We start from the raw sequence: 26,916 nt of genomic DNA on the forward strand, positions 1-26,916 counted from the left end.
GGGGAGACCGCGATGTTCGAAAGTCTGTCCGAACGCCTTGGCGGCGTGTTCGAGCGGCTCACCAAGCAGGGGGCGCTGACCGAGGACGACGTGGCGACCGCGCTGCGCGAGGTGCGCGTGGCGCTGCTCGAGGCGGATGTCTCGCTGCCGGTCGCGCGCGATTTCGTCAAGCGGGTGCAGGAGAAGGCGACCGGGCAGGGCGTCACCAAGTCGGTGACGCCGGGCCAGCAGGTCGTGAAGATCGTCCATGACGAGCTGGTCACCGTGCTGCGCGGCGAGGGTCCGGCCGATGCGCTGAAGATCGACAACCCGCCGGCGACGATCCTGATGGTGGGCCTGCAGGGCTCGGGCAAGACGACGACGACGGCGAAGCTGGCCAAACGGCTCAGCGAGAAGCAGGGCAAGCGGGTGCTGATGGCCTCGCTCGACACCAACCGTCCGGCCGCGATGGAGCAGCTGCAGATCCTCGGCGCGCAGATCGGGGTGGACACGCTGCCGATCGTCAAGGGCGAGACCGCGGTGCAGATCGCCAAGCGCGCCAAGACCCAAGGGTCGATGGGCGGCTATGACGTGATCATGCTGGACACCGCCGGCCGCCTGCACATCGACGAAGTGCTGATGGACGAGGTTCAGGCCGTCCGCGATCTGGCCCAGCCGCGCGAGACGCTGCTGGTGGTCGATGGCCTCACGGGTCAGGACGCGGTGAATGTCGCGGCCGAATTCGACGGCAAGGTGGGCATCTCGGGCGTGGTGCTGACCCGGATGGACGGCGACGGCCGCGGCGGTGCTGCGCTGTCGATGCGCGCCGTCACCGGCAAGCCGATCCGCTTCGTGGGTCTGGGCGAGAAGATGGACGCGCTCGAGACCTTCGAGCCCGATCGGATCGCCGGCCGCATCCTCGGCATGGGCGACATCGTGGCGCTCGTCGAGAAGGCGCAGGAGACGTTCGAGGCCGAGCAGGCCGCCAAGATGATGAAGCGGTTCCAGAAGGGCCTCTTCAACATGAACGACCTGAAGATGCAGCTGGAGCAGATGCTCAAGATGGGCGGTATCCAGGGCATGATGGGCATGATGCCCGGCATGGGCAAGATGTCGAAGGCGGCCGAGGAGGCGGGCTTCGACGACAGGTTCATCCGCCGCCAGGTGGCGCTCATCAACTCGATGACCAAGAAGGAGCGGGCCAACCCCGACCTTCTGCAGGCCAGCCGCAAGAAACGGATCGCGGCCGGCGCCGGGCTCGAGGTGCAGGAGCTGAACCGGCTCCTGAAGCAGCACCGGCAGATGGCCGACATGATGAAGAAGATGGGCAAGGGGGGCATGATGAAGCAGGCCCTCAAGCAGATGATGGGCAAGGGCGGTGCGCCCGACATGTCCGGCATCAGCCCCGAGGAGATGCAGGCCGCCGCCGCGGCCATGAAGGGCCGGATGCCCGGCGGCATGGGTGGTTTTCCGGGGATGCCGGGCGGGATGAAGCTGCCGCCGGGCCTCTCGGGCCTGGGCACGGGCAAGAAGAAATGATGGCTCGCGCGCAGTCCGCTTTTGCGACCGATCCCGCCTGCACGCGGGTGTCGGCGCATGGGCCGTGGGTGCGCGCATGAGCCTTCCCTTCCCCATCCCCGTGATCGAGACCGACAGGCTCGTCCTGCGCGGGCCGCGCGAAAGCGACCTGCCCGCCATGATCGCCTTTGGCCAGAGCGACCGCACGCGCTTCATCGGCGGGCGGCAGGACAGCTTCGGAACCTGGCGGATCTTCCTGGCCGGGATCGGCCACTGGGCCCTGCGCGGCTACGGCATGTGGTCGGTGGACACCCGCGGGGGCGCCTTCGTTGGCCGCGTCGGCGTCATCAACCACATCGGCTGGCCCGAGCCCGAACTGGGCTGGCACCTTTATGAGGGGCACGAGGGCAAGGGCTATGCCTATGAGGCGGCCCTGGCGGTCCGGGACCACATGCAGGGCAAGTTGGGGATGGGGCCGCTCATCACCATGATCGATGCCGAGAACCTCCGCAGCCTCTCGCTCGCCCGGCGCCTCGGCGCCACGCTCGAGCGGGTGCTGGAGGAGGGCGGGCGCCTCATCCACATCTACCGTCACCCGGGCGAAGAGGATGGCGGGATGGAGGCCTACGCATGATCGCCGTCACCGGCAGCCCCGCCATCACGACCGAGCGGCTGACGCTGCGGATGCCCGCAGCGCGCGACTGGGAGCCGGTCGCGGGCTTCCTCACGTCCGACCGGGTCCGCTACATCGGCGGCACGCTCACGCGGGACAAGGCCTGGCGCGCCTTCGGCCACATGGTCGGCCACTGGGTGTTGCGCGGCTACGGCATGTTCATCTTCACCCTGCGCGGCAGCGACGAGGCGCTGGGCATGGCGGGGCCCTGGTATCCCGAAGGCTGGCCCGAGCATGAGATCGGCTGGTCGGTCTTTTCCGAGGCGGGCGAGGGGCAGGGCTACGCCCGCGAGGCGGCCGAGGCCGCGCGCCGCCATGCCTTTCAGAACCTCGGCTGGAAGACGGCGGTGAGCTACATCCATCCGCACAATGTCCGCTCGCTTGCCTTGGCCGAACGGCTGGGCGCGGTGCGTGACGAGGATGCGTCCTTCCCCGGCGACGGCCCCGCGCTCGTGTTCCGGCATCCGGGCCCGGAGGCGCGCCGATGAGGCAGCCCTGGACCCATCCCCTGACCCGCGAGGCTGCGATGCAGGCCGCGGGCATCGCGGCGGCCCTGCCGGAACTGTGCACCGCGCGGCTTCGGCTGCGTGCGCCCCGGCTCGACGACTTCGGCACCTATGCCGAGATCATGAGCTCGGACCGCGGGCTCCACGTCGGCGGCCCGATGGATCCGGCCGAGGCCTGGGACGATTTCTGCCGCATGGTGGCCACCTGGCTGCTGCGCGGCCACGGGCTCTGGTCGGTCGAGGGGCAGGGTGGGCTTCTGGGCTTCGTCCTGATCGGGATGGAGCCCGGCGACCCCGAGCCCGAACTCGGCTTCCTCTTCACCGCCGAGGCCGAGGGGCAGGGCTACGCGCAGGAAGCGGCCGAGGCCGCGCGCGCCCATGCGTTCCGCGACCTGGGGCTGCCGGGGCTGGTCTCCTGCATCGCACCCGAGAATTTCCGGTCGCGCCGGCTGGCTGAAAGGCTTGGCGCCCGTCCCGATCCCGGCACGCTGGATGGCGTGCTCGTGTACCGTCACCCCGTGCCGGAGTTGTCCGTATGAGTGTCCCCTGTTCCGACGATCCAGAGGGTCCCGTTCCCATGACCGACGCTGCTGCCCGCGCCCAGGCGCTGTTGCGCGAACATCGCGACAGCATCGACCGGCTGGACGCGATCCTCGTCTATACGCTCGCCGAACGGTTCAAGCAGACCCAGGCGGTCGGCCGGCTCAAGGCCGAGCACGATCTTCCGCCCTCGGATCCCGCGCGCGAGGCGCGCCAGATCGAGCGGCTGGAATGGCTCTCGAAAGAGGCCGACCTCGACCCGGAGTTTGCAAGGAAATTCCTGAACTTCATCATTTCCGAAGTCATCAGGCATCACGAGAAACTGCAGAAATGACCGGGTTCTGCCCGGCAAAAGCCAAGACAGGAGAAGACCCATGGCTATGAAAATCCGTCTCGCCCGTGGCGGTTCGAAGAAGCGTCCGCACTATTCGATCGTCGCGTCCGACAGCCGCATGCCGCGCGACGGCCGCTTCCTCGAGAAGCTCGGCACCTACAACCCGCTGCTCGCCAAGGACAGCGAGGACCGCATCAAGATGAACGTCGAGCGCGTTCAGTACTGGCTCTCGCAGGGCGCCCAGCCGACCGACCGCGTCGCCCGCTTCCTCGAGGCCGCCGGCCTGAAGGAAAAGGCCGTGCGCAACAACCCCAAGGCCGCCGTGCCGGGCAAGCGCATGGCCGAACTGGCCAAGAAGAAGGCCGAGCGCGCCGCGGCTTCGGCCGAGTGATCGGGCCGGCGGCCCCTGCGGGGGCCGCCACCTTCCCGCGACGGGTTCGGGCCTGGAGGCCCGGCCCGTCGCGGCATCGTTGCATCCGGGGCCGAACATGACCAGGACCGACCGCCTCTGTGTGGGTGCCATCGCCGGAGCCTTCGGCGTGAAGGGCGAGGTGCGGCTGAAATCCTTCTGCGCCGAGCCGTCCGACATCGCTTCCTACGGTCCGCTCTTCACCGAGGACGGCGGCCGCAGCTTTCGCGTCACCCTCACCCGCCCGGTCGCCGGGGCCCTCGGGGCGCGTCTGTCCGGCGTGGCCACCAAGGAAGAGGCCGATGCGCTCCGCGGCGTGCAGCTTTATGCCGACCGGGACCGGCTTCCCTCGCTGGGCGATGACGAGTTCTATCACGCCGATCTGATCGGGCTCGAGGTGCGTGACACCGGCGGCGCCCTGCTCGGGCGTGTCCATGCGGTGCACAATCATGGCGCGGGCGACATCCTCGAGGTGACGGGGGCGGGCCGGCGCGAGGCGCTGCTTCTGCCCTTTACCCGGGCCGTGGTGCCGACGGTCGATCTGTCCACTGGACGGATCGTGGCCGACCCGCCCGAAGGTCTCGAATAAGGGCCACCTCGGGCGCCGCGCAATCAGCCCGCGCCTGCCAAACCTTCACCATTTTTGCCCGGGATGCTGTCCGCCGGACCGCAAAAGGTGATCCCATGCCGCTCGGGCTTCAACTCCGTCTTTCGCTGCTGTTCACGGCCTTTCTCTACCTCGGGCCCCTGTTCGCGGGTGTCGGCCGGCATCCCTGGCCCGTCGTCCCGGCTTTCGTGGCCCTGTTCCTCCTCTGGACGATGGTGGTGCGCCCCGCGCAGTGGCCGCGCGATCGGGCCGGCTGGCGAGGGCCGGGCGTGGTCGTCCGGGTCGCTGCCACGGCCGCCATGCAGACGTTCCTCGTCGTGCTGCTCCACGCCATCGGCCGCGGCATCGGGGGCTTTCTGCCCGACGTGACCATCCCGCTATCCCTGCCGCTCGCACTGGCGCTGGTGTCGATCCCGCTGTCGCGGCTGGCTCTCGATCCCGAGCGGCTGGCGTTCGCCCGCGGCTACCTTGAGGAGGTGCCCGAAGAGTTGGCCGTCGAGCTGGAGGGGCAGCGCGCGGACCGGCTGGTGGCGCCCTTCCTGCGGTTGCCGGACGATACCGGCGAGGTCGAGCTGATGCGGCGGCTCGTGGCACTGGCGCCCGCGCTGACGAGCGCCGCGCTGCTCGACGCGCTCGACAGGGGGATCGAAGCGGCGGACGGGCCGGCCCGCGCCGCACGCCGCGCGCTGATCCTTCAGGCCACGTCGGTGGCCACGGCCGACACCTGCCAGGGACGGGCCGAGCCGATGCGGGCCTTGCGCGTGGCGGCGGACGACCGGGGCCTCCTCCACCTGCTGACCTTGCGGCTGCGCGACCTGCTGGAGCAGCGCCCGCAGGCCGAGGGCGACTGCCCCTCGATCCCGGATCTGCGGGCCGCGGCCTCCCGTGCGACGGTGCTGGACCGGATCGGCCGGCGCCGGGCCGCCTGACGCAGGGGGTGGGCTTCCGCCCTTGCCCGCAAGGCCGGCTTCGCCCATACCACGGCCATGAGCGACAGACCCGACGTTCCCCGTTCTCACGGCCGACTTGCCATCCGCCCCTCGTTGCAGCCGCGCGAGCTGGGCGGACCTCCGACGCTGAAAGGCGCGTGGCAGGCGCGCGTGGTGACCCTGTTTCCCGAGGCCTTCCCCGGCACGCTGGGCCTGTCGCTGACCGGGAAGGCGCTGGACATGGGCCTGTGGGCGCTCGAGACGATCGACCTGCGCAGCTTCGGCGAGGGCAAGCACCGCAACGTGGACGACAATCCCGCGGGCGGGGGAGCAGGCATGGTGCTGCGGGCCGACATCGTGGCCCGTGCGCTCGATGCGGCGGCCGTGGGCACCCCGCCCGAGCGGCCGCGCTGGCCCGTCGTCTATCTTTCGCCCCGCGGCCGGCCGTTCAGTCAGGCCATGGCGCGGGACTGGGCTCAGGCCGAGGGGCTGACGCTTCTGTGCGGCCGCTTCGAGGGGGTGGACCAGCGCGTCCTCGATGCCTACGCGGTCGAGGAAGTGAGTCTCGGCGATTTCGTCCTGACAGGGGGCGAGATCGCGGCGCAGGCCTTGATCGACGCCACCGTGCGTCTTATACCGCGCGTGCTCGGGAATCATGTCTCCACCGAAGAGGAATCCTTTTCGGAGGGACTTCTTGAATTTCCGCAGTATACGAGGCCGACCGTCTGGCAGGATCGCGCGATCCCGGAGATTCTTCTTTCCGGCCATCACGCGAACATCTCCCGCTGGCGGAGGGCCGAGGCCGAAAGGCTGACGAAGGAACGCAGGCCTGATCTCTGGCGGGCTTACCTTGCGGCGCAGGGTAGGGACCCGGACGAAGACCGAGAGCTCTGAGGCGGCATCACTTCGCGGGGAAACCGCGAGCAGAGGAAAGGACTTGCGATGAACCTGATCGCACAACTCGAGGCGGAGCAGATCGCCGCCCTCGGCAAGACCATCCCGGATTTCAAGGCCGGCGACACCGTTCGCGTCGGCTACAAGGTGACCGAAGGCACCCGCTCGCGTGTGCAGAACTACGAAGGCGTCGTGATCGGCCGCAAGGGCGGCAACACGATCTCGGCCTCGTTCACCGTGCGCAAGATCTCCTTCGGCGAAGGCGTCGAGCGCGTCTTCCCGCTCTACTCGACCAACATCGACTCGATCGAGGTGGTGCGTCGTGGCCGCGTGCGCCGCGCGAAGCTCTACTACCTCCGCTCGCGCCGCGGCAAGTCGGCCCGGATCGCGGAAGTCACCAACTACAAAGAAAAATCCGAGTAAGGAGCGGCGCCGATGAAAAAGGGCATCCACCCCGACTACCACATGATCGACGTCAAGATGACGGACGGCACCGTGTTCCAGGTCCGCTCGACCTGGGGCAAGGAAGGCGAACAGATGGCGCTCGAGATCGACCCGCTCGCCCATCCCGCCTGGACCGGCGGCACCGCCAAGCTGATGGACACCGGGGGCCGCGTGTCGAAGTTCAAGAACAAGTACGCCGGCCTCGGCTTCTGAGTTCGGACCGACTTCTGCGAAGGGCGCGCCTCGGGTGCGCCCTTTTCCTTTGGAGCGGAGTCTTCGGCACGCGGTCGCCGCCGAACCACCGGCCCGCGTCGATCCGCGCCTGATGGCGGTCCCGCGCCCGTCGCCTCGTCGGCTGCGCTCTTCGCGCCATGCCTGCCCGCGGGAATGGGGCCGCGGCCCCCCGTGCCCTTGCGCCGATGAGAGACAGCGGCTAGTCGCGGACGGAGGGGCAAGTAAAGAGGGCTTCCCGTGGCGCATATCATCGTGGTGGGCAACGAGAAGGGTGGCTCGGGCAAATCCACGACCTGCATGCATGTAGCGACCGCGCTCGTGCGGCTCGGCTTCCGCGTGGGCGCGCTCGACCTCGATCTGCGCCAGCGCAGTTTCGGCCGCTACGTCGAGAACCGGCAGGCCTTTGCGGCCAGCTCGGGGCTTGCGCTGCCGATGCCCGACTACCGACTCCTGCCCGACGTCGAGGAGGGTGAGGTGCCCGAGGGAGAGAACCCGCTCGACGTGCGGCTTGCCAAGGGGATGGCCGATCTCGGCCCGGTTTCGGACTTCATCCTGATCGACTGCCCCGGCTCGCACACGCGGCTGAGCCAGGTGGCCCACTCGCTCGCGGACACGCTGGTGACGCCGCTGAACGACAGTTTCGTTGATTTCGACCTGCTCGCCCGCCTTGATCCCGAAAGCGGCAAGGTCAAGGGGCCCTCGATCTACGCCGAGATGGTCTGGAGCGCGCGGCAGTTCCGCGCGCAGGCCGGGCTCAAGCCGATCGACTGGATCGTGCTGCGCAACCGCCTCGGGGCCCAGCAGATGCACAACAAGAAGAAGGTGGGGGCGGCACTCGAGGATCTCTCGCGTCGGATCGGCTTCCGCGTCGCCGCGGGCTTTTCCGAGCGGGTGATCTTCCGCGAACTCTTTCCGCGCGGTCTGACGCTTCTCGACCTTCGCGACACAGGGGTGGAGCAGCTCAGCCTCTCGAACATCGCGGCGCGGCAGGAGGTGCGCGACCTGCTGATCGAGCTGAAGTTGCCCGGTGTGAAGCCCGACTTCTGAAGGGCTCAGGGCAGGGGGGCGTCTGGCGGCTCGTGGCGCTCGTCCAGTTCGCACGCCAGGAACCGTTCGAACGCGTCGAGGTTCACCGGCTCGAACTGGCCAAAGCCCTGCATCCAGACCGAGGCCGCCTTGAGCGCGTCGGGTTCCAGCTTGCACCATTTCACCCGGCCGCGCTTTTCCTGCGTGATGAGGCCCGCCTCGGCCAGCACCTGAAGATGCTTCGAGATGGCGGCCAGTGACATGTCAAACGGGTGGGCGACGTCGGTCACCGCCATGTCGTCCTCGAGCAGCATGGTCAGGATCGCCCGCCGCGTCGGGTCGGCCAAGGCCGAGAAGATGATGTCGAGAGCGCCGGTCATGGCCTTGGTGTGACGCGGCGCCGCGGCATCGTCAACCTCGAGGTTGAATGTGTGCGGGGCCTCCGTTAGCGCCCAAACCGCCGTCCCGGCGTGGCCCGACCCTCGGGAAAACCATTGTATTTCAATGGTAAAGCGCCGATAAATGGCGGCTTGACTCGGTGCCGACCCCTGCTTAGGAAGGCCGGGACTGTTGAAGGGACGCTCAGGATGGCGGAAGAGCCCGATCCCGACCGGCTGCGGGCGCTGGAAGAGCGGATCGCGAAGGCGAACTCGGGTCGCAAGAGTGGGCGTTCGACGGCAGGCAAGGGATTTTCGCAGGGTGAAGTTGCCTGGCGGATGGTGATCGAACTGGTCTCCGGCATGGTGCTGGGTCTGGCGATCGGCTACGGGCTGGACTGGACGTTCGGCACGATGCCCATCTTCCTGATGATCTTCGCCCTGCTGGGGTTCGTCGCCGGGGTGAAGACAATGCTGCGGACCGCGCGGCAGCTTCAGGTGTCGGATCGGGACAGGACGGCAGACACGTCTGCAAGAGGGGATTGACGCGTGGAAACGGAAGTCGAGCACACCGGGTTGGCCATTCACCCGATGGACCAGTTCATCGTGAGGAAGCTCTTCTGCCACACGGAGAGCGCCTCGCCGATGAACGAGTGCACCACCAACATCCACTGGTATGACATCACCAATGTCACCATGTGGATGGCGATCGCGGTGCTGGTGATCGCGGCGATCCTCGTGCTCGGCACGCGGCGCCGGGCGATCGTGCCCTCGCGCAGCCAGTCGGTCGCGGAACTGCTCTACGGCTTCATCCACAATATGGTCGAGGAAGTGACCGGCCACGAGGGGGTGAAATACTTCCCCTATGTGATGACGCTGTTCCTCTTCGTCCTCTGCGGGAACGTGCTGGGCCTGCTGCCCCTCTCCTTCACCACCACGAGCCACATGGCCGTGACCGTGCCGCTCGCGCTCATGGTCTTCGTCGGCGTGACAGCTCTCGGCTTCATGAGGAACGGCCCCGGCTTCCTCAAGATGTTCTGGGTGACGTCGGCGCCGCTGGCCATCCGTCCGGTGCTGGCCGTGATCGAGGTGATCTCCTACTTCGTGCGCCCCGTCAGCCACTCGATCCGACTTGCCGGCAACATGATGGCCGGCCACGCGGTGATCAAGGTGATCGCGGGCTTTGCCTCGATCGCGGTGGTCTCGCCGGTCGTCGTCGGCGCCGTGACCGCGATCTATGCGCTCGAGCTGCTGGTCGCCGTCGTGCAGGCCTATGTCTTCACCATCCTGACCTGCGTCTACCTTCGTGACGCGGTGGGCGACGCCCACCACTGAGGTCGGACCCCGAAAACCCTCAATTGACCATTCCACCAAGGAGCTGAATGCTATGGAAGGCGATATCGCAGAAATGGGCAAATTCATCGGCGCGGGCCTGGCCACCATCGGCCTCGGCGGTGCTGGTATCGGCGTGGGCCACGTCGCTGGCAACTTCCTCGCCGGCGCCCTCCGCAACCCGTCGGCCGCTCCGGGCCAGATGGCGAACCTCTTCGTTGGCATCGCCTTCGCGGAAGCTCTCGGCATCTTCTCGTTCCTGATCGCGCTCCTGCTGATGTTCGCCGTCTGATGACGGCGAACCCGGCCGGTCGGGCCTCGCGCCCCTCCGGCCGGAGCATCGGGGCTGCAGGAGAACGAGATGGAAACCGAAGTGCATGAAGCGGCGGGTGCGGCCGGCCACGCTGGGCAAGCCGTTGGCATGCCGCAGCTCAACTTCGACTACTGGCCGAACCAGATCTTCTGGCTTCTGGTCACACTGGTCGCGATCTATTTCCTGCTGACGCGGGTGGCTCTGCCCCGGATCGGGGCCGTTCTCGCCGAACGTCGTGGCACGATCACCAACGATCTGGCCGCGGCCGAAGAGCTGAAGCAGAAGGCCGTTCTGGCCGAGAAAGCCTATAACGAGGCGCTGGCGAAGGCCCGTGCCGAAGCTCAGGCCATCATTGCCGAGACCCGGGCGGCCATCCAGGCCGAACTGGCCGTGGCCACGGCGAAGGCCGATTCCGAGATTGCCGCGAAATCGGCCGAGTCCGAGTCGCGCATTTCCGAGATCCGCGCGGGCGCGCTGCAAAGCGTGACCGAGGTGGCGAAGGATACGGCCGAGGCGCTCGTTGCGGCCCTGGGCGGAAAGTCCGACGCGGCCAGCGTCGATGCGGCCGTCGCGGCCCGGATGAAGGGGTGAGCGGGATGAAGAAGCTCTCGATCCTCGCGGCGCTGGCCGCTTCGCCGGCGATGGCGGCCACGGGGCCGTTCTTCTCGCTGTCGAACACGAACTTCATCGTGACGCTCGCCTTCCTCATCTTCATGGGGATCCTGGTCTATGCCAAGGTGCCGGGCCGCATCCTCGGGATGCTGGATCGGCGCGCGGTGCAGATCCGCAGCGAGCTGGAAGAGGCCCGCGCCCTGCGCGAGGAAGCGCGGACCATCCTCGCCTCCTACGACCGCAAGCAGAAGGAAGTGCAGGAGCAGGCGGCTCGCATCGTGGCTTCGGCCCGGGACGAGGCGCAGGCCGCGGCCGAACAGGCCAAGGCCGACCTGAAGGCCTCGATCGCCCGGCGTCTCGCCGCGGCCGAGGACCAGATCGCTTCGGCGGAGGCCGGTGCGGTGCGGGCGATCCGCGAGCAGGCGATCTCGGTCGCCGTGGCCGCGGCCTCGGACGTGCTGGCTCGCCAGATGACGCCGGCGGCGACCTCGGCCTCCATCGACGAGTCGATCAAGGAAGTGGAAGCCCGCTTCCACTGAGCGGCTGACAGATCAAAGGCAAGGCCCGGTCCGCGAGGACCGGGCCTTTGTCATAGGCCGGCCTTCCGGGCGAAGCGGGGGTTGCCCCCTCATCGCGGCGCCCCTTGCTGCCCTGCGAGAGGCGGCCGGCCTAGCGGTTCTTCTCATGCTCGAGCCGCTGCCGGGCCACCGCCTCGTGCCGATCGGCGCGGAGCCCCTCGGTCACGGCCTTCTCGACATAGCCGAGGTGCAGCTCCACCGCGGCCCGCGCCTCTTGCGGATCGCGCGCCTGCAGGGCCCCGTTGATGCGCCGATGCTGGTCGAGCAGCGACTCGCGCGTCGTGCGCTGCCGGAACATCATCTGGCGATTGTAGAAGACCCCGTTCCGAAGCAGGTCGAACATCGAACGCATCATGTGCAGCATGACGACATTGTGGCTCGCCTCGATGATGGCCATGTGAAACTGGGCATCGAGCGCCGCCTCGTCCGAGGGATCGCGTTTCAGATGCGCGGCCTCCATCTTGCGAAAGATCGTGTCGATCACCTGGAGGTCGGTGTCCGAGGCCCGGCTGGCCGCGCGCTCGGCCGAGAGGCTCTCGAGGTCGCGACGGAAGTCGATGTAGTCGAACACGGCCTCTTCGTGGCTGGCGAACAGCTCGACCAGCGCGGGGGCGAAGGCCGATCCCAGCACCTCGGCGACGAAGATGCCGGAGCCGGGGCGACTGACCAGCAGTCCCCGCTCCTGCAGTTCGGCGATCGCGTCACGCAGGGAGGGGCGCGAGACGCCCAGCCGCTCGGAGAGGTCCCGCTCCGAGGGCAGCCGCTCTCCGGGCCGGAGAACGCCGCGCAGGATCAGAAGCTCGATCTGCCGCATCACACTCTGCGACAGCTTTTCGGACTGGATCTTCTGGAATGGCATCAAAGCTCCCCTCGAACCGGTCTGAATCTATGACCGCAGGGGCGGAAGCTCAACGGGAAAGGCGTCCCGGGAAGGGGGCGGGCCCGAAGGCCCGCCGCCCGTGTCAGTTGGTCGGGCGGATGATGATGTCCACGCGCCGGTTCTGGGCGCGGCCCTCGGGCGTCAGGTTCGAGGCGATGGGCTGATCCTCGCCGCGGCCGAGGGATGCGACCCGGTAGGAGGGCACGCCGTTTCCGATCAGCACGCCCGCGACGGACTGGGCCCGGCGCAAGGACAGATCCTGGTTGTAGGCCGCCGAGCCCGTGCTGTCGGTGTGGCCCACCACCATGATCGTGGAGTTCGGGTAGCGCAGCAGGTTCTGCGCCACGGCGGCGAGATCGCGCTGCAGGTCGGGCCGGAGGTTCGCGCTGTCGGTGGCGAAGAGGATGTCCTGCGGCATGGTCACGACCAGCTCCGAGCCGGTGTTGGTCACGCTCACCTGGCTGTTTCCGATCGAGTTGCGCAGGTCCGCGGCCTGGCGGTCGAGCGCCGAGCCGACAGCGCCGCCCAGGATGCCGCCCACCGCCGCGCCGACCACGGCCTTCTCGAGCTTGTTGTCGCTGGCCGAGGCCCCGACGAGACCACCGAGGATCGCGCCGGTGGCGATGCCGGCCGAAGCGCGGGGGTTCTCACGGGTGTAGCTGCCGGGGGCGCCCATGCCGGGATTGCCGCCGCTGGCGTAGGGGTCGCAGCCGGCCAGAAGCACGACGCCGGCCGTCATCAGCACAAAGGGGGATTTCACGATCTTCATTGCCGCCTCACGAATTGTCCTTGGCTCCCGGAGATGGGTGCGCCCCTGCATATCGCACAAGCGACAGGCGAGGGAGAGGGTTCCATGGAGCAGCATGGCGAAAAGCTGCCGAGATCACGCGATTGCGTCCGTCCGCGCGGCCTCCCAGGCCAGCATGGCGCGCTTGACCGGCAGGCCCCAGTGATAACCGCCCAGAGCCCCCGACTTGCGCAGCGCGCGGTGACAGGGAATGAGGAACGAGACGGGGTTGCGCCCGACGGCCGTGCCCACGGCGCGCACCGCGGCGGGATGGCCGATGGCCTGCGCGATCTCGGAATAGGTCGTCACATGACCCGAAGGGATGCGCAGCAACGCCTCCCACACCTTGATCTGGAACGGCGCCCCGATCAGGTGCAGGTCGGCCGCCCCGCCCGCAAAGGCCGCCTCGGCCATGGGTGCCACGTCCGCGGGGGCCTCGACAAACCGGGCTGCCGGCCAGCGGCCGGCGAGGTCGGCCATGGCGGCCTCGCGGCCCGTCTCGGCGCAGAAGGCGAGGCCGCAGATGCCGCGGGGCGTGGCCATGACCAGCGCCTCGCCGAAGGGGGAGGGAAAGACCCCCCAGCGGATCTCGAGTCCCGCGCCGGCGCGGGCGAAGTCGCCGGGACTCATCGCTTCCCAGCGCAGGAACAGGTCATGGAGCCGGCCCGCCCCGGACAGGCCCGTGGCCAGGGCCGTGTCGAGCACGGTGAACCGCTCGGCCAGAAGCCGGCGCGCATGGTCCAGCGTCAGATACTGCTGGTAGCGTTTGGGCGACACGCCGACCCATTGCGAGAAGATGCGCTGGAAATGCGCCGGGCTGAGGCCGATCCGGGCCGCCAGATCCTCGAGCGAGAGGCCGGGGCCGCCCGCGTCGATCTCGGCGAGCGCGCGGGCGATGACGGCGTAATGATAGGCGGGGCGCTCGGGGGCGAGGCTGTCGGTCATGGCGGCTCCTCGGATCTGTTGTGCCGACCCTAGCGGCCGCGACGGGCCGCCGCGACCCGATTCCTGCGGCTTCGCTTGCCCCGCCCTGCGGCCTCGGGCATAGGTTGCGGCAATGGCGCGCCAACTCGATTACCGCACGATCCACGAGATCTTCACCCGCCTCCATGCGCTGGAGCCGGAGCCGAAGGGCGAGCTTGAACATGTGAACGCCTACACGCTGCTCGTGGCGGTGGCGCTGTCGGCGCAGGCGACGGATGCCGGGGTGAACAAGGCCACGCGCGCGCTCTTTGCCCGGGTGACAACGCCCGCCCAGATGCTGGAGCTGGGCGAGGAGGGGCTGACCGAGCATATCCGCACCATCGGCCTCTACCGCAACAAGGCGAAGAACGTGATCGCGCTGAGCCGCCTGCTCGTCGATCACTACGACGGCGAGGTGCCCGCGTCGCGCGCGGCGCTCCAGTCGCTGCCGGGGGTGGGGCGGAAGACGGCGAATGTGGTGCTGAACATGTGGTTCCACCAGCCGGCGATGGCGGTGGACACGCACATATTCCGCGTGGCCAACCGCACCGGCATCGCGCCCGGCCGCGATGTCGAGGCGGTCGAGCGGGCGCTCGAGGATCATGTGCCCGCGCCCTTCGCGCTGCATGCGCACCACTGGCTCATCCTGCACGGCCGCTACATCTGCGTCGCGCGCAAACCGAAATGCGGCATCTGCCCGATCCGCGATCTCTGCCTTTACGAGGACAAGACAGCATGAAGACGTTCCAGGTGGTCGGCATCGGCAATGCGATGGTCGATGTGCTTTCCCATTGCGACGATGGTTTCCTTGACGCGAACGGGGTGGGCAAGGGCATCATGCAGCTGATCGACATGGATCGCGCGGTGGAGCTTTACGGTCGCATCGGCCCTGCGCAGGAGATCTCGGGCGGGTCGGCCGCCAACACGATCGCGGGGATCGCGCATCTGGGCGGCCGGACAGCCTATGTCGGCAAGGTCTGCGACGACCAGCTGGGTGCGATCTTCGCCCATGACCTGCGCGCGCAGGGGGCGGTCTACGAGACGCCGATGGCGCCGAAGGGTGGCGCGCAGGAGACGGGGCGCTGCATCGTGCTGGTCACCCCGGACGGCGAGCGGTCGATGAACACCTATCTCGGCTGGTCCGAGTTCCTGACCGCCGATGACATCGACGAGGCGCAGGTGGCGGCTTCCGAGTGGATCTATCTGGAGGGCTATCGCTTCGACGGGCCCGACAGCCACCGCGCCTTTGCCAAGGCCATCGCGGCGGCGAAGGGGGCGGGGGGCCGGGTGTCGGTGACGCTGTCCGACCCGTTCTGCGTCGAGCGCCACCGCGACGCCTTCCGCAGGATGATCCGAGAGGACGTGGACCTGCTGTTCGCGAACCGGGCGGAACTGCTGTCGATGTACCAGACCGAGGATTTCGGCGCGGCGCTGAAGGCCGCCGCCGCCGAGGTGGCGATCGTCGCCTGCACCGAAAGCGAGAAGGGGGCGCATGTGCTGGCCGAGGGGCAGCACTGGCATGTGCCGGCCATTCCGACGAAGATCGTCGATGCGACCGGGGCGGGGGACCTGTTCGCCGGGGCGTTCCTGTGGGGGATCACCAACGGGCATGGCCATGAGGCGGCGGGGCGGATGGGCTGCATCGCGGCCTCGGAGGTCATCAGCCATATCGGCGCCCGGGCCGAGGCCGATCTGAAGGCGCTGTTCAAGCGTCACGGCGCGATCTGAGCGGGGGGAGGCGCGCGGCTCAGGCCCCTCCGGGGCCATCGCCGCGCGCCGCTGCCGCGGAAGGCGGACCCGGCGCGCCGCGGCCCCTTGCGCTTGGCGCGGGGATTTCGGAGGTTTGGCCGGACGCTTCCGGGCGGTATCTCCGAGGATGGATGAACGCATGGCCTACGACTACGACCCGCAGAACATCTTTGCCCGCATCCTGCGCGGCGAGATCCCGAACGACACGGTTCTCGAGACCGAGCACACGCTTGTCTTCCGCGACATCCGCCCGCAGACGCCGCATCACCTGCTGGTGATCCCGAAGGGCGCCTATGTCTGTTTCGACCATTTCGCGGCCGAGGCGAGCGCCGAGGAGATCGTGGATTTCCACCGCACCGCCGCGCGGGTCTGCGCCGACCTGGGGATCAGCCCCGGCGCGGGCGGCGACGGGTTCCGCACCGTCTCGAACGCAGGGCTCGATGCGGTGCAGGAGGTGCCCCACTACCACATGCACATCCTGGCCGGCCGGCCGCTGGGGCCGATGCTGTCGCGGCGCGACTGAGGCTCAGTGGGCCTCGGCCCAGTTGGCGCCGCGGCCCGCATCCACCGTCAGCGGCACCGACAGTTTCACCGCCGGCTCGGAGGCGCTTTCCATCACCTCGCGGACCCGGGCGATCACCGGGTCCACCGCCGCCTCGTCCACCTCGAACAGCAGTTCGTCATGGACCTGCAGCAGCATCTTCGCCGGCAGCCCGTCGAGCGCCTTCGGCATGCGGATCATGGCGCGGCGGATCACATCGGCCGCGGTTCCCTGGATCGGCGCGTTGATCGCCGCGCGGCGGGCAAAGCCCGCACCGGGGCCCTTGGCGTTGATCTCGGGCGTGTTGATGCGGCGGCCGAACAGGGTCTGGACGAAACCGTGGGCCTTCGCAAAGGCCACCGTCTCGTCCATGTAGGCGCGGATGCCGGGGAAGCGCTCAAAATAGCGGTCGATGAAGCCCTGGGCGTCGGCGCGCGGGATGCGCAGGTTGCGCGCCAGCCCAAAGCCCGAGATGCCGTAGATCACCCCGAAGTTGATCGCCTTGGCTTGCCGGCGCACCATCGGGTCCATCCCCTCCAGCGGCACGTTGAACATCTCCGCGGCCGTCATGGCGTGGATGTCGTGCCCTTCGCGGAAGGCCTGCTTCAGCGCCGGGATGTCGGCGATATGGGCCAGGATGCGCAGCTCGATCTGGGAATAGTCGAGGCTGACCAGCAGCTTGCCCTTCGGCGCCACGAAGGCCTCGCGGATGCGGCGGCCTTCCTCGGTGCGGACGGGAATGTTCTGCAGGTTCGGGTCGGTCGAGGCGAGGCGTCCGGTGTTCGCCCCCGCGATGGAATAGGAGGTGTGAACGCGTCCCGTCTCGGGGTGGATGTGCTCCTGCAGCGCGTCGGTATAGGTCGATTTCAGCTTGGAGAGCTGGCGCCAGTCCAGCACGCGGGCGGGCAGGTCGTGGCCCTCGGCCGCCAGATCCTCCAGCACGTCGGCGCCGGTGCCCCAGGCGCCGTTCTTGCCCTTGACCCCGCCCTGAAGGCTCATCCGCTCGAACAGGATCTCGCCCAGCTGCTTGGGACTGCCGACGTTGAAGGGGCCGCCGGCGAGGCCGTGGATCTCGGCCTCGAGCGCGGCCATCTTCTGTGCGAAGGCGTTCGACATGCGCGAAAGCGTATCGCGGTCGACCTGCACCCCCGCCATCTCCATCTCGGCCAGGACCGGGACAAGCGGGCGCTCCAGCGTCTCATAGACCGTCGACACCCGCGCGCGGTGCAGCTGCGGCTTGAACAGCCGCCACAGCCGCAGCGTGACATCGGCATCCTCGGCGGCGTAGCAGACCGCCTGATCCACCGGCACCCGGTCGAAGGTGATCTGGCTCTTGCCCGACCCCAGAAGCGTCTTGATCGCGATGGGCTTGTGGCCGAGGTAGGTATCGCACAGCTCGTCCATGCCATGCCCGTGGCGGCCGGCGTGCATCGCGTAGGACATCAGCATCGTGTCGTCGATCGGCGCGACCCGGATGCCATGCCGCGCGAAGATCTTGGCATCGTATTTCATGTTCTGGCCGATCTTGAGGATCGCGTCATCCTCCAGCACCGGCTTCAGCATCGAGAGCGCCAGATCGAGCGGGATCTGGTCGGCCACGAGATCCAAGCTGCCGAACAGATCGCCCCCGCCCGCGCGGTGGCCGAGCGGGATGTAGCAGGCCGATCCCGCCTCGACGCAGAGCGAGATGCCCACCAGTTCGGCCCGCATCTCGTCGAGGCTGGTGGTCTCGGTGTCGATGGCGACATGGCCCCGCTCGCGGATGCGCGCGATCCATGCGGCCAGCGCCTCGGCGTCGCGCACGCAGGCATAGGAGGCGCTGTCGACGGGCAGCGCCGCCTCGACCTGCTCGACGATCTCGGGCACGCTCTCGTTCTGGACCACGAAGGCCGTGGGGGCAGGGGGCGGCTCGACCTTCAGGCTCGCGGCCACACGGGTCGTCAGCGTGCGGAACTCCATCCGGTTGAGGAAGCCCAGAAGCTCGTCCGCCACCGGAAGCCGCACCTCGAGATCCTCGAGCGCAAAGTCGAGCGGCGTGTTGCAGTCCAGTTCCACCAGCCGCTTCGAGATGCGGATCTGCTCGGCGTTGTCCTCGATGGCGGCGCGGCGCTTGGGCTGCTTGATCTCGCCCGCCCGCGCAAGCAGGCCTTCGAGGTCGCCGTATTCCTGGATCAGCAGCGCCGCGGTCTTGATCCCGATGCCCGGCGCGCCCGGCACGTTGTCCACGGAATCGCCCGCCAGCGCCTGCACGTCCACCACCCGCTCGGGCGGGACGCCGAACTTCTCGATCACCTCGTCGCGGCCGATGCGCTTGTTCTTCATCGGGTCGAGCATCTCGACCCCGTCGCCCACCAGCTGCATCAGGTCCTTGTCCGAGGACAGGATCGTGCAGGTGCCTCCCGCCTCCCGCGCGCGGCAGGCCAGCGCCGCGATGATGTCGTCGGCCTCGAAGCCCTCGGTCTCGATGCAGGGGATGTTGAAGGCCCGCGTCGCCTCGCGCGTCAGGGGAAACTGCGGGCGCAGATCCTCGGGCGGCTCCGGGCGTTGGGCCTTGTAGAGCGGGTAGATCTCGTTGCGGAAGGTCTTCGAGGAATGGTCGAAGATCACCGCGACATGGGTCGGCGCGTCGGGGCCCTTGTTGTTCTCGACATAGCGGAACAGCATGTTGCAGAAGCCCGCGACGGCGCCCACCGGCAGGCCGTCGGATTTCCGCGTCAGCGGAGGCAGCGCGTGATAGGCGCGGAAGATGAAGGCCGAGCCGTCGATGAGATGCAGATGGTGGCCCTTGCCGAACGTCATGGCGCCCTCCCCGGAATGTATCGGTCGCCCCGAGAAGGGCCCTTCGGTCACTTCGCCTGGGCGAAGGTCTCATGCACGAAGCGGCGGTCGCAATAGCCGCATTCGACGAAGCCGGTCTCGTGCGGGATCGTCAGCCAGACGCGCGGATGGCCGAGTGCACCCTCGCCTCCGTCGCAAGCGACCTTCCAGGTCGAAACGACGACTGTTTCGGGGGCGTCGATGGGCATGCGGGCGGGCTCCTTTGGGTTGCGACTGGCGGCGCATGATAGCGACCGGGGCCGCGCGGGCAAGGCCCCTCAGCGACGCACGAGGCGATCGACCGCCCGACGCGCCACCGGCGCCACCACAAGGACCGAGGGAAAGGCGATGCTCCAGGAGGTGAGCCAGGCCCCCAGCCATTGCAGCGCAAAGCCCGGCGGCAGGCCCACGGCCTTCAGCGTCGCCACCCCCGACACGATGGCCGACATCAGGCCCGACAGGATGAAGCCGAACAGGACCGGCGCGAAGCGGGCAGGGATCATGCGGGCAACTCGTCCGAGGGGATGATGGGGAAGAAGGCGCCGCCCGACCACAGGCCGAACCAGCCCTCGTGATGGACGCCGATCTCGACCAGCCGGTAGAAGGACTTGCGGTCGATCAGCGCCTCGAGCCCCGCGCGCACCATGACATAGGGCGAGGGCTCGCCGTCCTCGGCCCGCGCGACCCGGATCGGGTGGTCGGGGCCAGCCGTCACCTCGTCGCCGACCTGTGTGGTGAAGGTCACCGTCTGGTCGGGGCATTCTCCGGTCGCCTCGAAATCCACGGCGACGAAGGGCGCGTCATCGACGGCGATCCCCACCTTCTCGACCGGGGTGACGAGGAAATACTTCCCGTCCTCGCGCTTCAGGATCGACGAGAAGAGCCGCACCATCTCGGGCCGGCCGATCGGCGTGCCCTGATAGAACCACGTCCCGTCCCGCGCGATGCGGATGTCGAGATCGCCGCAGAAGGGCGGATTCCACAGATGGACCGGCGCGGGGCCTTTTTTCGCGGCGGCCGCGGCCTGGGCCATCACGCCTTCGGCCGAAGGTTTCACGATCATTTGTGCCTTCCCGCTTTTTGCCATTTGTGCCGCACGTCATAGTTTGGTCAGATGCTCATATAACGCCCCCGGGAGAGTTGTCATGGCCGACGCCGCTGCACTTGTTGCCGAGATCGAAGCGCTTGAGGCGAAGCTGGCCGAGGCCAAGGCCAGCATTTCCCGCCGCTTCATCGGCCAGGAGCGGGTGGTGGAGCTTGTTCTGGGCGCGATGCTCTGCGGCGGGCACGCGCTGCTGGTGGGCCTGCCGGGGCTGGGCAAGACGCGGCTGGTGGACACGCTCTCGACGGTGATGGGGTTGAAGGGCAACCGCATCCAGTTCACGCCCGACCTGATGCCCGCCGACATCCTCGGCTCCGAGGTGCTGGACATGACCGCCGACGGCGCGCGGGCCTTCCGCTTCATCGAGGGGCCGATCTTCTGCCAGCTCTTGCTCGCCGACGAGATCAACCGCGCCAGTCCCCGCACCCAGTCGGCGCTCTTGCAGGCCATGCAGGAGCGCGAGGTGACGATTGCCGGCAAGCATCGCCCGCTGGGCCGGCCGTTCCATGTGCTGGCGACCCAGAACCCGATCGAGCAGGAGGGCACCTATCCCCTGCCCGAGGCGCAGCTTGACCGCTTCCTCGTGCAGGTGGACGTCGATTACCCCGACCGGGCGACCGAGCGCGAGATCCTGATCGCCACCACCGGCGCCGAGGATGCGCAGGTGCATCAGGTCTTTACCGGCGAAGAGCTGATCGCGGCGCAGGGCCTTCTGCGGCGGATGCCGGTGGGCGATGCGGTGGTCGAGGCGATCCTCGATCTGGTCCGCGCCTGCCGACCCGGCGAGCCCGAGGGCGCGGGGCTGGCCGAGGTGCTCTCGTGGGGGCCGGGGCCGCGGGCGGCGCAGGCGCTGATGCTGACGGTGCGGGCGCGGGCGCTGCTCTCGGGGCGGCTGGCGCCCTCGGTCGAGGATGTGGCGGCGCTGGCCCGGCCTGTCCTCAGCCACCGGATGCAGCTCAACTTCGCGGCCCGGGCGCGTGGCGAGAGCCTTGCCGGGGTGATTGATCGCGTCGTCACGCGGCAAATGGGCGACGGCTCGGCCGACTGGGCGGCCCAGTGAGCGACATCCTCGCCCTCCGCCCGCGGGCCGAGGCGCTGGGGCAGGCCCTGCCGCCCCTTCTGGCCTCGGCCGAGCATCTCGCCGCGACCGTGATCCTTGGCGAGCACGGGCGGCGGCGGGCGGGCATGGGCGACGAGTTCTGGCAGTACCGCCCCGCCCATGAGGGGGACAGCGCCCGCATGATCGACTGGCGCCGCTCGGCCCGCTCGGACAGCCATTTCGTGCGCGAGCGTGAATGGCAGGCGGCGCAGACCGTGCTCTTCTGGGTGGACGGGTCGCGCTCGATGTCCTTCTCGGGCGACCGTGCGCGCGAGCCGAAATCCGACCGCGCCCGGCTGGTGGCGCTGGCGCTGGCCGTGCTGCTGCTGCGCGGCGGCGAGCGGGTGGGGCTGGCCGGCGAGATCGCGCGGCCCCGCTCGGGTCGGTCGCAGATCCTGCGTCTTGCCGATGCGCTGGCCGACGAGGGCGCCTCGGACTACGGCCGACCCGACCTCGCAGGCCTCGTGGCGCACGGGCGGATGGTGTTCATCTCGGACTTCCTGGGCGACCTGGAGGCGATCGAGCGCGCGCTGGAGCGGGCGGCGGATCGCGACGTCCGCGGCGCGCTTCTGCAGGTCCTGGACCCCGCCGAAGAGGCCTTTCCCTTTGACGGGCGCACGATCTTCGAGTCGATGGGCGGCAGCCTGCGCCACGAGACGCTGCGCGCGGGCGACCTGCGCACCCGGTATCTCGAGCGGCTGGCGCAGCGCAAGGATCGTCTGGCGACGCTCGCCCGGGCCTCGGGCTGGCACTATCACTGCCACCACACCGGGCAGGGGGCGCTGCCCGCACTGCTCTGGCTCTATCGCGCGCTGGAGCGCACCTCCTGATGTGGATCCTGGGCCCCGTCGGTTTCACCGCGCCCTGGATCCTGCTGGGGCTCGTGCTGCTGCCGGTGCTGTGGCTCCTGCTGCGCGCCGTGCCGCCAGCGCCGATCCGGCGGCGCTTTCCGGGGGTGGCGCTGCTGCTCGGCCTCACCGACGACGAGACCGAGACCGACAAGACCCCCTGGTGGCTTCTCTTGCTGCGGATGCTTGCCGTGGCGGCGGCCATCGTGGCCTTTGCGGGGCCGGTGCTCAATCCGCAGGTGCGCGAGCCCGGAACCGGGCCGCTCCTGATCCTGCTCGATGGCAGTTGGGCCGACGCGCGCGACTGGCCGCGGCGGATCGAGCGCGCCTCGGCGCTGGTGGAAGAGGCTGGCCGCGACGGCCGCCCCGTAGCGGTGGTGCGTCTGACCGACCGGCCCGAGCCCCCCGCCTTCCAGAGCGCGGGCGCATGGGAGGGCCGGCTGGCGGCCCTGGCCCCGCATCCCTGGATACCCGACCTCGGCCCCTGGGCCGAGGCGCTGCCCGAGGGCCGGTTCCAGAGCTTCTGGCTGTCGGACGGGCTGGATCATCCGGGGCGCGAGACGCTGCTGGTGGCGCTCGAGTCCCGTGGCCCGGTGACCCTGTTCCAGAGCCCGCGCCCTGTCCTCGCCCTGCGCCCCGCGGGTTTTGCCGACGGGGCCGTGCAGTTGACGGCGCTGCGCGAACCGGCGGCCGACGCGGTGACGGTCGAGGTTCTGGCCCGCGGCCTCGACCCCGCCGGGATCGAGCGCGAGTTGGCCCGTGCCACGGTCGAGTTCGGCGCCGGTTCGGACGAGGCCAGTGCCGCGCTCTCGCTCCCGCCCGAGTTGCGCAACCGCATCTCGCGCTTCGAGATTGCGGGCGTGCGGTCGGCGGGCGCCGTCAGCCTGACCGACGACAGCCTCAAGCGGCGCAAGGTGGCGCTGATCGCGGGCCGCGCGGGGCGCGAGCAGCTTCAGCTTCTGTCGCCGACCCACTATCTGCGGCAGGCGCTGGAGCCGGTGGCCGACCTGATCGACGGATCGCTCCAGGATGTGCTGCTGGCCAGCCCGGACGTGGTGGTGCTGGCCGATGTCGCGCGCCTCACGCAATCCGAGCAGGATGCCATCCTCGACTGGCTCGACAGCGGCGGGTTGCTGCTGCGCTTCGCCGGCCCGCAACTGGCCTCGTCGGACGTGAGCCGGATGACCGAAGATCCCCTGCTGCCGGTGCGGCTGCGCGAGGGCGGCCGCACGGTCGGCGGCGCGATGAGCTGGGGTGAGCCAAAGACGCTGGCGCCCTTCCCCGAAGGCTCGCCCTTCCACGGCCTGCCGGTCCCGCCCGAAGTGTCGGTGTCGGCGCAGGTTCTGGCGCAGCCCGATCCCGAGCTGGGCCAGCGCACCATCGCCTCGCTGGCCGATGGGACGCCCCTTGTGACGCGCAAGGCGGTGGGGCAGGGGCAGGTGGTGCTGGTCCATGTCACGGCCAATGCCGAATGGTCGAGCCTGCCGCTCTCGGGCCTCTTCGTGCAGATGCTCGAACGGCTGGCCGTCTCGACCCGCCCCACCGCGCCGGATGCGGCCGATCTGGCGGGGCAGGTCTGGGTGCCCGAGGTGGTGCTCGACGGGTTCGGCACGCCGCGCGACTCGGGCGAGGTGGCGGGTGTGGCGGGCGAGCGTCTCGCCGAGGGCACACCGGGGCCGGCGCTGCCGCCCGGCCTTTATGCGGGCACGGACCGGCGGGTGGCGCTGAACGCGGTCGGGCCCGAGACCGAGCTGGTGGCCACGACCTGGCCCGACCGGATCCCCGTCGAAGGGCTCGAGGCCACCGAGGAACAGGCCCTGAAGGGCGCGTTCCTCGCCGGGGCGCTGGGGCTTCTGCTGATCGACGTGCTGGCGGCGCTGTTCGTCTCGGGCCGGCTCGGGTCGGGCATGGGCGCGGTGCGGGGTGCGGCGCTGCTGGCCTGCCTCGCGCTTGGCGCAGGCGAGGCGCGGGCGCAGGCCGATCCCGATGCGCCCGACGACACGTTCGCCGTCGAGGCCACGGCCGAGGTTCACCTCGCCTTTGTCCAGACCGACGATGCGCAGGTGAACCGCGTGGCCGAGGCGGGCCTCCGCGGCCTCGGCCTCCGCTTGCGCGAACGGACGTCGGTCGAGCCCGGCGCGCCGATGGGTCTCGACATCGAGCGGGACGAGCTGGCCTTCTTCCCCTTTCTCTACTGGCCCGTGACGGCGAGTCAGCCCATGCCCTCGGCCGAGGCCTACAGCCGCCTCAACGCCTATCTGCGCACCGGCGGGATGATCCTCTTCGACACGCGTGACGCGGGCGTGGGCGGTGGCTCCACCCCCGAGGCGCGGCGTCTGCAGCAGCTGGCGGCCCCGCTCGACATTCCGCCGCTCGAGACCATCCCGCAGGATCATGTCCTGACCCGCACCTTCTACCTGCTGCAGGACTTCCCCGGCCGCTACCAGAACGCGCCCGTCTGGGTCGAGGCCGCACCGCCCGATGCCCAGCAGGCTGAGGGGATGCCCTTCCGCAATCTCAACGACGGCGTGACGCCGGTGGTGATCGGCGGCAATGACTGGGCCTCGGCCTGGGCGGTGGACGAGCGCGGGATGGAGCTTCTGCCCGTGGGCCGCGGCTATGCGGGCGACCGGCAGCGCGAGATCGCCTGGCGCTTCGGGATCAACCTCGTGATGCATGTGCTGACGGGCAACTACAAGTCCGACCAGGTTCATGTGCCGGCGCTGCTGGAAAGGCTCGGGCAATGACCGGAAGCGTCGTCTTCGACCCGATCCTGCCCTGGGCCGTCATCTGGACCCTGGCCGCCCTCGGGGCGGTCATGGTGGCGTTCGCGCTCTGGCGCGGTCTCTCGGGCTGGTGGCTGCGCGGGCTGGCGCTCGGCGTGCTGCTGGTGGCGCTGGCCAATCCCGCGCTGCAGGAAGAGGATCGCGCGCCGCTCTCCGACATCGTGATCGCGGTGGTGGACGAAAGCGCAAGCCAGCGGATCAGCGACCGCCAAGCCCAGAGCGCGGCGGCGCTGGCGGCGGTCGAGGCCGAGATCCGGGCCCTGCCCGATACCGAATTGCGCGTGGTGCGGGTGGGCGATGGCGAAGGCGACGAGGGCTCTCTCGTGATGACCGCCCTTGCCGAGTCGCTGGCCGAAGAGCCGCGGGCGCGCATCGCGGGGGCCATCCTGATCACCGACGGGCAGGTCCATGACCTCGAGCTTGCGCCGCAGATGCCCGCGCCGCTCCATGTGCTGCTGACCGGCCACGAGGAGGACTGGGACCGCCGGCTGGTGATCCGCAACGCGCCGGCCTTCGCGATCCTGGGCGAGCCGGTCTCGCTCGTGCTGCGGATCGAGGATCAGGGGCGGGTGCCCGCCTCGGCCGGGACCTCGGCCGACCTCACCATCTCGATCGACGGGGGCGAGCCGCAGACGGTGCGCGTGCCGGTGGGCGAGGATCTGGAACTGCCCGTGACGCTGCCGCACGGGGGCATGAACGTCCTCCAGTTCCAGGTGGCGGCCTCGCCGGACGAGTTGACAGACCGCAACAATTCCGCCGTGGTGCAGATCAACGGCGTGCGCGACCGGCTGCGGGTGCTGCTGGTCTCGGGCGAGCCCCATGCGGGCGAGCGCGTCTGGCGCAACCTGCTGAAGTCGGACGCTTCGGTGGATCTGGTGCATTTCACCATCCTGCGCCCGCCCGAGAAGCAGGACGGCATCCCGGTCTCGGAGCTGTCGCTGATCGCTTTCCCGACCCGCGAACTGTTCGTCGAGAAGATCGAGGAGTTCGACCTCATCATCTTCGACCGCTACCGGCTGCGGGGGATTCTGCCGACCTCCTACCTCGAGAATGTGCGGGACTATGTCCGCAACGGCGGCACGGTTCTGGTGGCCGCGGGGCCCGAGTTCGGCTCGGCCGACAGCCTCTGGCGTTCGCCGCTGGCGGACGTGATGCCGGTGCAGGCCACCAGCCGCGTGACCGAGGGCGGCTTCCGCCCGACCCTGACCGACGTGGGCCGCAAGCATCCGGTGACTCAGGGGCTCGAGGCGCAGGCCCCAGAGGGCGGCTGGGGCCGCTGGTTCCGCCAGATCGAACTGTCGGCCACCTCGGGTCAGGTGGTGATGAACGGGGCCGGCGACCGGCCGCTCCTCGTGCTCGACCGTGTGGACGAGGGTCGGATCGCCGTGCTTGCCTCGGATCAGATCTGGCTCTGGGGGCGGGGCTACGAGGGGGGCGGGCCGCAGCTCGAACTGCTGCGGCGGCTGGCGCACTGGATGATGAAGGAGCCCGACCTCGAGGAGGAGGCGCTGATCGCCGCGGGCGAGGGGGCGCGGATGACCATCACGCGCCGCACGATCGGCGAGGATCCGGGCGAGGTGACGATCACCGGCCCCGATGGCGCGGAGACGACGCTTTCCATGCAGGAGACGGCGCCCGGCCGCTGGAGCGTCGTATGGGAGGCGCCCGAGATGGGGGTCTACCGGCTGGCCCAGGGCGAGCAGAGGGCGGTGATCGCCGTCGGCCCCTCGGCCCCGCGCGAGTTTGAGGAAACGATTGCCAGCGGCGACAGGCTCGCGCCGGTGATCGGGCCGACGAATGGCGGCACGCTCCGGCTTGAGGAGGGGGCGCCGGACATCCGGGCGGTCCGCGAAGGACGGGTGGCGGCGGGGCGGGGCTGGATCGGGATCACCCCGCGCGGCGCCCATGTCACGCAGGATGTGCGGGTGGCGGCGCTGCTGCCCGGCTGGCTCTACCTGCTGCTGGCCGCGAGCCTCGCCCTGGGCGCCTGGCTGCGCGAGGGCCGCTTTGGCCGCAGGGCCTGACCGGGCCGCCTTCGG

General features: G+C 69.4%; 32 protein-coding genes. 24 read left to right on the forward strand and 8 right to left on the reverse strand.

Features of this window, described 5'->3' with window-relative positions; all coding sequences use genetic code 11:
- Positions 1 to 12: 12 nt before the first annotated feature.
- The 12 genes from ffh (at position 13) to LV780_RS00740 (ending at position 8,114) form a co-directional block, all read left to right on the forward strand.
- Positions 13 to 1,518 (forward strand): signal recognition particle protein, encoded by a 1,506-nt coding sequence (gene ffh, locus LV780_RS00685; RefSeq protein WP_011907243.1) that lies wholly within the window; start codon positions 13 to 15, stop codon positions 1,516 to 1,518.
- Between the two features lie 76 nt (positions 1,519 to 1,594).
- Positions 1,595 to 2,131 carry a GNAT family N-acetyltransferase gene (locus LV780_RS00690; RefSeq protein WP_108220002.1) on the forward strand — a complete coding sequence of 179 codons (537 nt, stop codon included), beginning with the start codon at positions 1,595 to 1,597 and terminating at the stop codon, positions 2,129 to 2,131.
- Positions 2,128 to 2,658 carry a GNAT family N-acetyltransferase gene (locus LV780_RS00695; protein ID WP_011907245.1) on the forward strand — a complete coding sequence of 177 codons (531 nt, stop codon included), beginning with the start codon at positions 2,128 to 2,130 and terminating at the stop codon, positions 2,656 to 2,658. The genes LV780_RS00690 and LV780_RS00695 overlap by 4 nt, the downstream gene beginning before the upstream one ends.
- The gene (locus LV780_RS00700) at positions 2,655 to 3,215 is read left to right on the forward strand and encodes a GNAT family N-acetyltransferase (RefSeq protein ID WP_108220003.1); all 561 of its coding nucleotides are present in this window, start codon (positions 2,655 to 2,657) and stop codon (positions 3,213 to 3,215) included. The genes LV780_RS00695 and LV780_RS00700 overlap by 4 nt, the downstream gene beginning before the upstream one ends.
- Before the next feature lie 38 nt (positions 3,216 to 3,253).
- Positions 3,254 to 3,550: a chorismate mutase gene (locus tag LV780_RS00705; RefSeq protein ID WP_011907247.1), complete on the forward strand. Its 297-nt coding sequence runs from the start codon at positions 3,254 to 3,256 to the stop codon at positions 3,548 to 3,550.
- Positions 3,551 to 3,590: 40 nt separating this feature from the next.
- Positions 3,591 to 3,941, forward strand: coding sequence for a 30S ribosomal protein S16 (gene rpsP / locus LV780_RS00710; RefSeq protein WP_011907248.1), 351 nt, complete (start codon positions 3,591 to 3,593; stop codon positions 3,939 to 3,941).
- 97 nt (positions 3,942 to 4,038) lie between these two features.
- A complete protein-coding gene (gene rimM / locus LV780_RS00715) occupies positions 4,039 to 4,548 on the forward strand; it encodes a ribosome maturation factor RimM (RefSeq protein WP_101340150.1) in 510 nt (169 codons plus the stop codon).
- Between the two features lie 95 nt (positions 4,549 to 4,643).
- Positions 4,644 to 5,495, forward strand: a complete 852-nt coding sequence (locus LV780_RS00720) for a hypothetical protein (RefSeq protein ID WP_108220004.1) — start codon at positions 4,644 to 4,646, stop codon at positions 5,493 to 5,495.
- Positions 5,496 to 5,552: 57 nt separating this feature from the next.
- Complete coding sequence (gene trmD / locus LV780_RS00725; protein ID WP_011907251.1) at positions 5,553 to 6,389, forward strand: tRNA (guanosine(37)-N1)-methyltransferase TrmD; 837 nt, start codon at positions 5,553 to 5,555, stop codon at positions 6,387 to 6,389.
- Positions 6,390 to 6,437: 48 nt separating this feature from the next.
- Positions 6,438 to 6,812 carry a 50S ribosomal protein L19 gene (gene rplS, locus LV780_RS00730; RefSeq protein ID WP_002721387.1) on the forward strand — a complete coding sequence of 125 codons (375 nt, stop codon included), beginning with the start codon at positions 6,438 to 6,440 and terminating at the stop codon, positions 6,810 to 6,812.
- 12 nt (positions 6,813 to 6,824) lie between these two features.
- Complete coding sequence (rpmE, locus tag LV780_RS00735; RefSeq protein WP_011907252.1) at positions 6,825 to 7,046, forward strand: 50S ribosomal protein L31; 222 nt, start codon at positions 6,825 to 6,827, stop codon at positions 7,044 to 7,046.
- A 258-nt stretch (positions 7,047 to 7,304) separates the two neighbouring features.
- Positions 7,305 to 8,114: a division plane positioning ATPase MipZ gene (locus LV780_RS00740; protein ID WP_011907253.1), complete on the forward strand. Its 810-nt coding sequence runs from the start codon at positions 7,305 to 7,307 to the stop codon at positions 8,112 to 8,114.
- Positions 8,115 to 8,119: 5 nt separating this feature from the next.
- Here LV780_RS00740 and LV780_RS00745 read toward each other — a convergent pair whose 3' ends face one another.
- Positions 8,120 to 8,473: an ArsR/SmtB family transcription factor gene (locus tag LV780_RS00745; protein WP_011907254.1), complete on the reverse strand. Its 354-nt coding sequence runs from the start codon at positions 8,471 to 8,473 to the stop codon at positions 8,120 to 8,122.
- A 207-nt stretch (positions 8,474 to 8,680) separates the two neighbouring features.
- Between LV780_RS00745 and LV780_RS00750 the strand changes: the two genes are divergently transcribed.
- The 5 genes from LV780_RS00750 (at position 8,681) to LV780_RS00770 (ending at position 11,266) form a co-directional block, all read left to right on the forward strand.
- Entirely contained in the window at positions 8,681 to 9,016 is a 336-nt protein-coding gene (locus LV780_RS00750) for an AtpZ/AtpI family protein (protein WP_011907255.1), read from the forward strand.
- Between the two features lie 3 nt (positions 9,017 to 9,019).
- Entirely contained in the window at positions 9,020 to 9,805 is a 786-nt protein-coding gene (locus LV780_RS00755; protein ID WP_011907256.1) for a F0F1 ATP synthase subunit A, read from the forward strand.
- 52 nt (positions 9,806 to 9,857) lie between these two features.
- A complete protein-coding gene (locus LV780_RS00760; RefSeq protein WP_002721372.1) occupies positions 9,858 to 10,094 on the forward strand; it encodes a F0F1 ATP synthase subunit C in 237 nt (78 codons plus the stop codon).
- Between the two features lie 69 nt (positions 10,095 to 10,163).
- Positions 10,164 to 10,706, forward strand: a complete 543-nt coding sequence (locus tag LV780_RS00765) for a F0F1 ATP synthase subunit B' (protein WP_108220005.1) — start codon at positions 10,164 to 10,166, stop codon at positions 10,704 to 10,706.
- 5 nt (positions 10,707 to 10,711) lie between these two features.
- Positions 10,712 to 11,266 (forward strand): F0F1 ATP synthase subunit B, encoded by a 555-nt coding sequence (locus tag LV780_RS00770; RefSeq protein WP_011907258.1) that lies wholly within the window; start codon positions 10,712 to 10,714, stop codon positions 11,264 to 11,266.
- 130 nt (positions 11,267 to 11,396) lie between these two features.
- Here the strand turns inward: LV780_RS00770 and LV780_RS00775 are convergent, their stop codons facing one another.
- The 3 genes from LV780_RS00775 to LV780_RS00785 all read right to left on the reverse strand — a co-directional run bounded on the left by LV780_RS00775 (position 11,397) and on the right by LV780_RS00785 (position 13,917).
- Positions 11,397 to 12,164, reverse strand: coding sequence for a FadR/GntR family transcriptional regulator (locus LV780_RS00775; protein ID WP_108220006.1), 768 nt, complete (start codon positions 12,162 to 12,164; stop codon positions 11,397 to 11,399).
- A gap of 103 nt (positions 12,165 to 12,267) precedes the next feature.
- The gene (locus LV780_RS00780) at positions 12,268 to 12,954 is read right to left on the reverse strand and encodes an OmpA family protein (RefSeq protein ID WP_101340128.1); all 687 of its coding nucleotides are present in this window, start codon (positions 12,952 to 12,954) and stop codon (positions 12,268 to 12,270) included.
- A 114-nt stretch (positions 12,955 to 13,068) separates the two neighbouring features.
- Positions 13,069 to 13,917 carry a methylated-DNA--[protein]-cysteine S-methyltransferase gene (locus LV780_RS00785; protein ID WP_108220007.1) on the reverse strand — a complete coding sequence of 283 codons (849 nt, stop codon included), beginning with the start codon at positions 13,915 to 13,917 and terminating at the stop codon, positions 13,069 to 13,071.
- Positions 13,918 to 14,029: 112 nt separating this feature from the next.
- Between LV780_RS00785 and nth the strand changes: the two genes are divergently transcribed.
- The 3 genes from nth (at position 14,030) to LV780_RS00800 (ending at position 16,207) form a co-directional block, all read left to right on the forward strand.
- Positions 14,030 to 14,674 (forward strand): endonuclease III, encoded by a 645-nt coding sequence (nth, locus tag LV780_RS00790; RefSeq protein WP_011907262.1) that lies wholly within the window; start codon positions 14,030 to 14,032, stop codon positions 14,672 to 14,674.
- Entirely contained in the window at positions 14,671 to 15,663 is a 993-nt protein-coding gene (locus tag LV780_RS00795) for an adenosine kinase (protein ID WP_108220008.1), read from the forward strand. The genes nth and LV780_RS00795 overlap by 4 nt, the downstream gene beginning before the upstream one ends.
- A gap of 160 nt (positions 15,664 to 15,823) precedes the next feature.
- Entirely contained in the window at positions 15,824 to 16,207 is a 384-nt protein-coding gene (locus LV780_RS00800) for a histidine triad nucleotide-binding protein (RefSeq protein WP_011907264.1), read from the forward strand.
- Positions 16,208 to 16,210: 3 nt separating this feature from the next.
- Here the strand turns inward: LV780_RS00800 and polA are convergent, their stop codons facing one another.
- From polA to LV780_RS00820, 4 genes are all read right to left on the reverse strand, one after another.
- Complete coding sequence (polA, locus tag LV780_RS00805) at positions 16,211 to 19,024, reverse strand: DNA polymerase I (RefSeq protein WP_108220009.1); 2,814 nt, start codon at positions 19,022 to 19,024, stop codon at positions 16,211 to 16,213.
- Between the two features lie 47 nt (positions 19,025 to 19,071).
- Positions 19,072 to 19,251: a zinc-finger domain-containing protein gene (locus LV780_RS00810; protein WP_011907266.1), complete on the reverse strand. Its 180-nt coding sequence runs from the start codon at positions 19,249 to 19,251 to the stop codon at positions 19,072 to 19,074.
- A gap of 69 nt (positions 19,252 to 19,320) precedes the next feature.
- The gene (locus LV780_RS00815) at positions 19,321 to 19,545 is read right to left on the reverse strand and encodes a DUF2798 domain-containing protein (RefSeq protein WP_044247698.1); all 225 of its coding nucleotides are present in this window, start codon (positions 19,543 to 19,545) and stop codon (positions 19,321 to 19,323) included.
- Positions 19,542 to 20,105, reverse strand: a complete 564-nt coding sequence (locus tag LV780_RS00820; RefSeq protein ID WP_011907267.1) for a DUF1285 domain-containing protein — start codon at positions 20,103 to 20,105, stop codon at positions 19,542 to 19,544. The genes LV780_RS00815 and LV780_RS00820 overlap by 4 nt, the downstream gene beginning before the upstream one ends.
- A gap of 82 nt (positions 20,106 to 20,187) precedes the next feature.
- Here LV780_RS00820 and LV780_RS00825 point away from each other — a divergent pair, with 82 nt between their 5' ends.
- From LV780_RS00825 to LV780_RS00840, 4 genes are read left to right on the forward strand one after another with little or no spacing between them, the layout of a single operon-like run.
- Positions 20,188 to 21,204, forward strand: a complete 1,017-nt coding sequence (locus LV780_RS00825; RefSeq protein ID WP_108220010.1) for an AAA family ATPase — start codon at positions 20,188 to 20,190, stop codon at positions 21,202 to 21,204.
- Positions 21,201 to 22,073 (forward strand): DUF58 domain-containing protein, encoded by an 873-nt coding sequence (locus tag LV780_RS00830; RefSeq protein ID WP_108220011.1) that lies wholly within the window; start codon positions 21,201 to 21,203, stop codon positions 22,071 to 22,073. Before LV780_RS00825 ends, LV780_RS00830 begins: the two co-directional genes overlap by 4 nt.
- Positions 22,073 to 24,838, forward strand: a complete 2,766-nt coding sequence (locus LV780_RS00835) for a DUF4159 domain-containing protein (RefSeq protein ID WP_108220012.1) — start codon at positions 22,073 to 22,075, stop codon at positions 24,836 to 24,838. The genes LV780_RS00830 and LV780_RS00835 overlap by 1 nt, the downstream gene beginning before the upstream one ends.
- Positions 24,835 to 26,901, forward strand: coding sequence for a DUF7408 domain-containing protein (locus tag LV780_RS00840; RefSeq protein ID WP_108220013.1), 2,067 nt, complete (start codon positions 24,835 to 24,837; stop codon positions 26,899 to 26,901). Before LV780_RS00835 ends, LV780_RS00840 begins: the two co-directional genes overlap by 4 nt.
- The last annotated feature ends 15 nt before the right edge of the window (positions 26,902 to 26,916 follow it).

Source organism: Cereibacter azotoformans, from assembly GCF_021391315.1.
Lineage (GTDB): Bacteria > Pseudomonadota > Alphaproteobacteria > Rhodobacterales > Rhodobacteraceae > Cereibacter_A > Cereibacter_A azotoformans.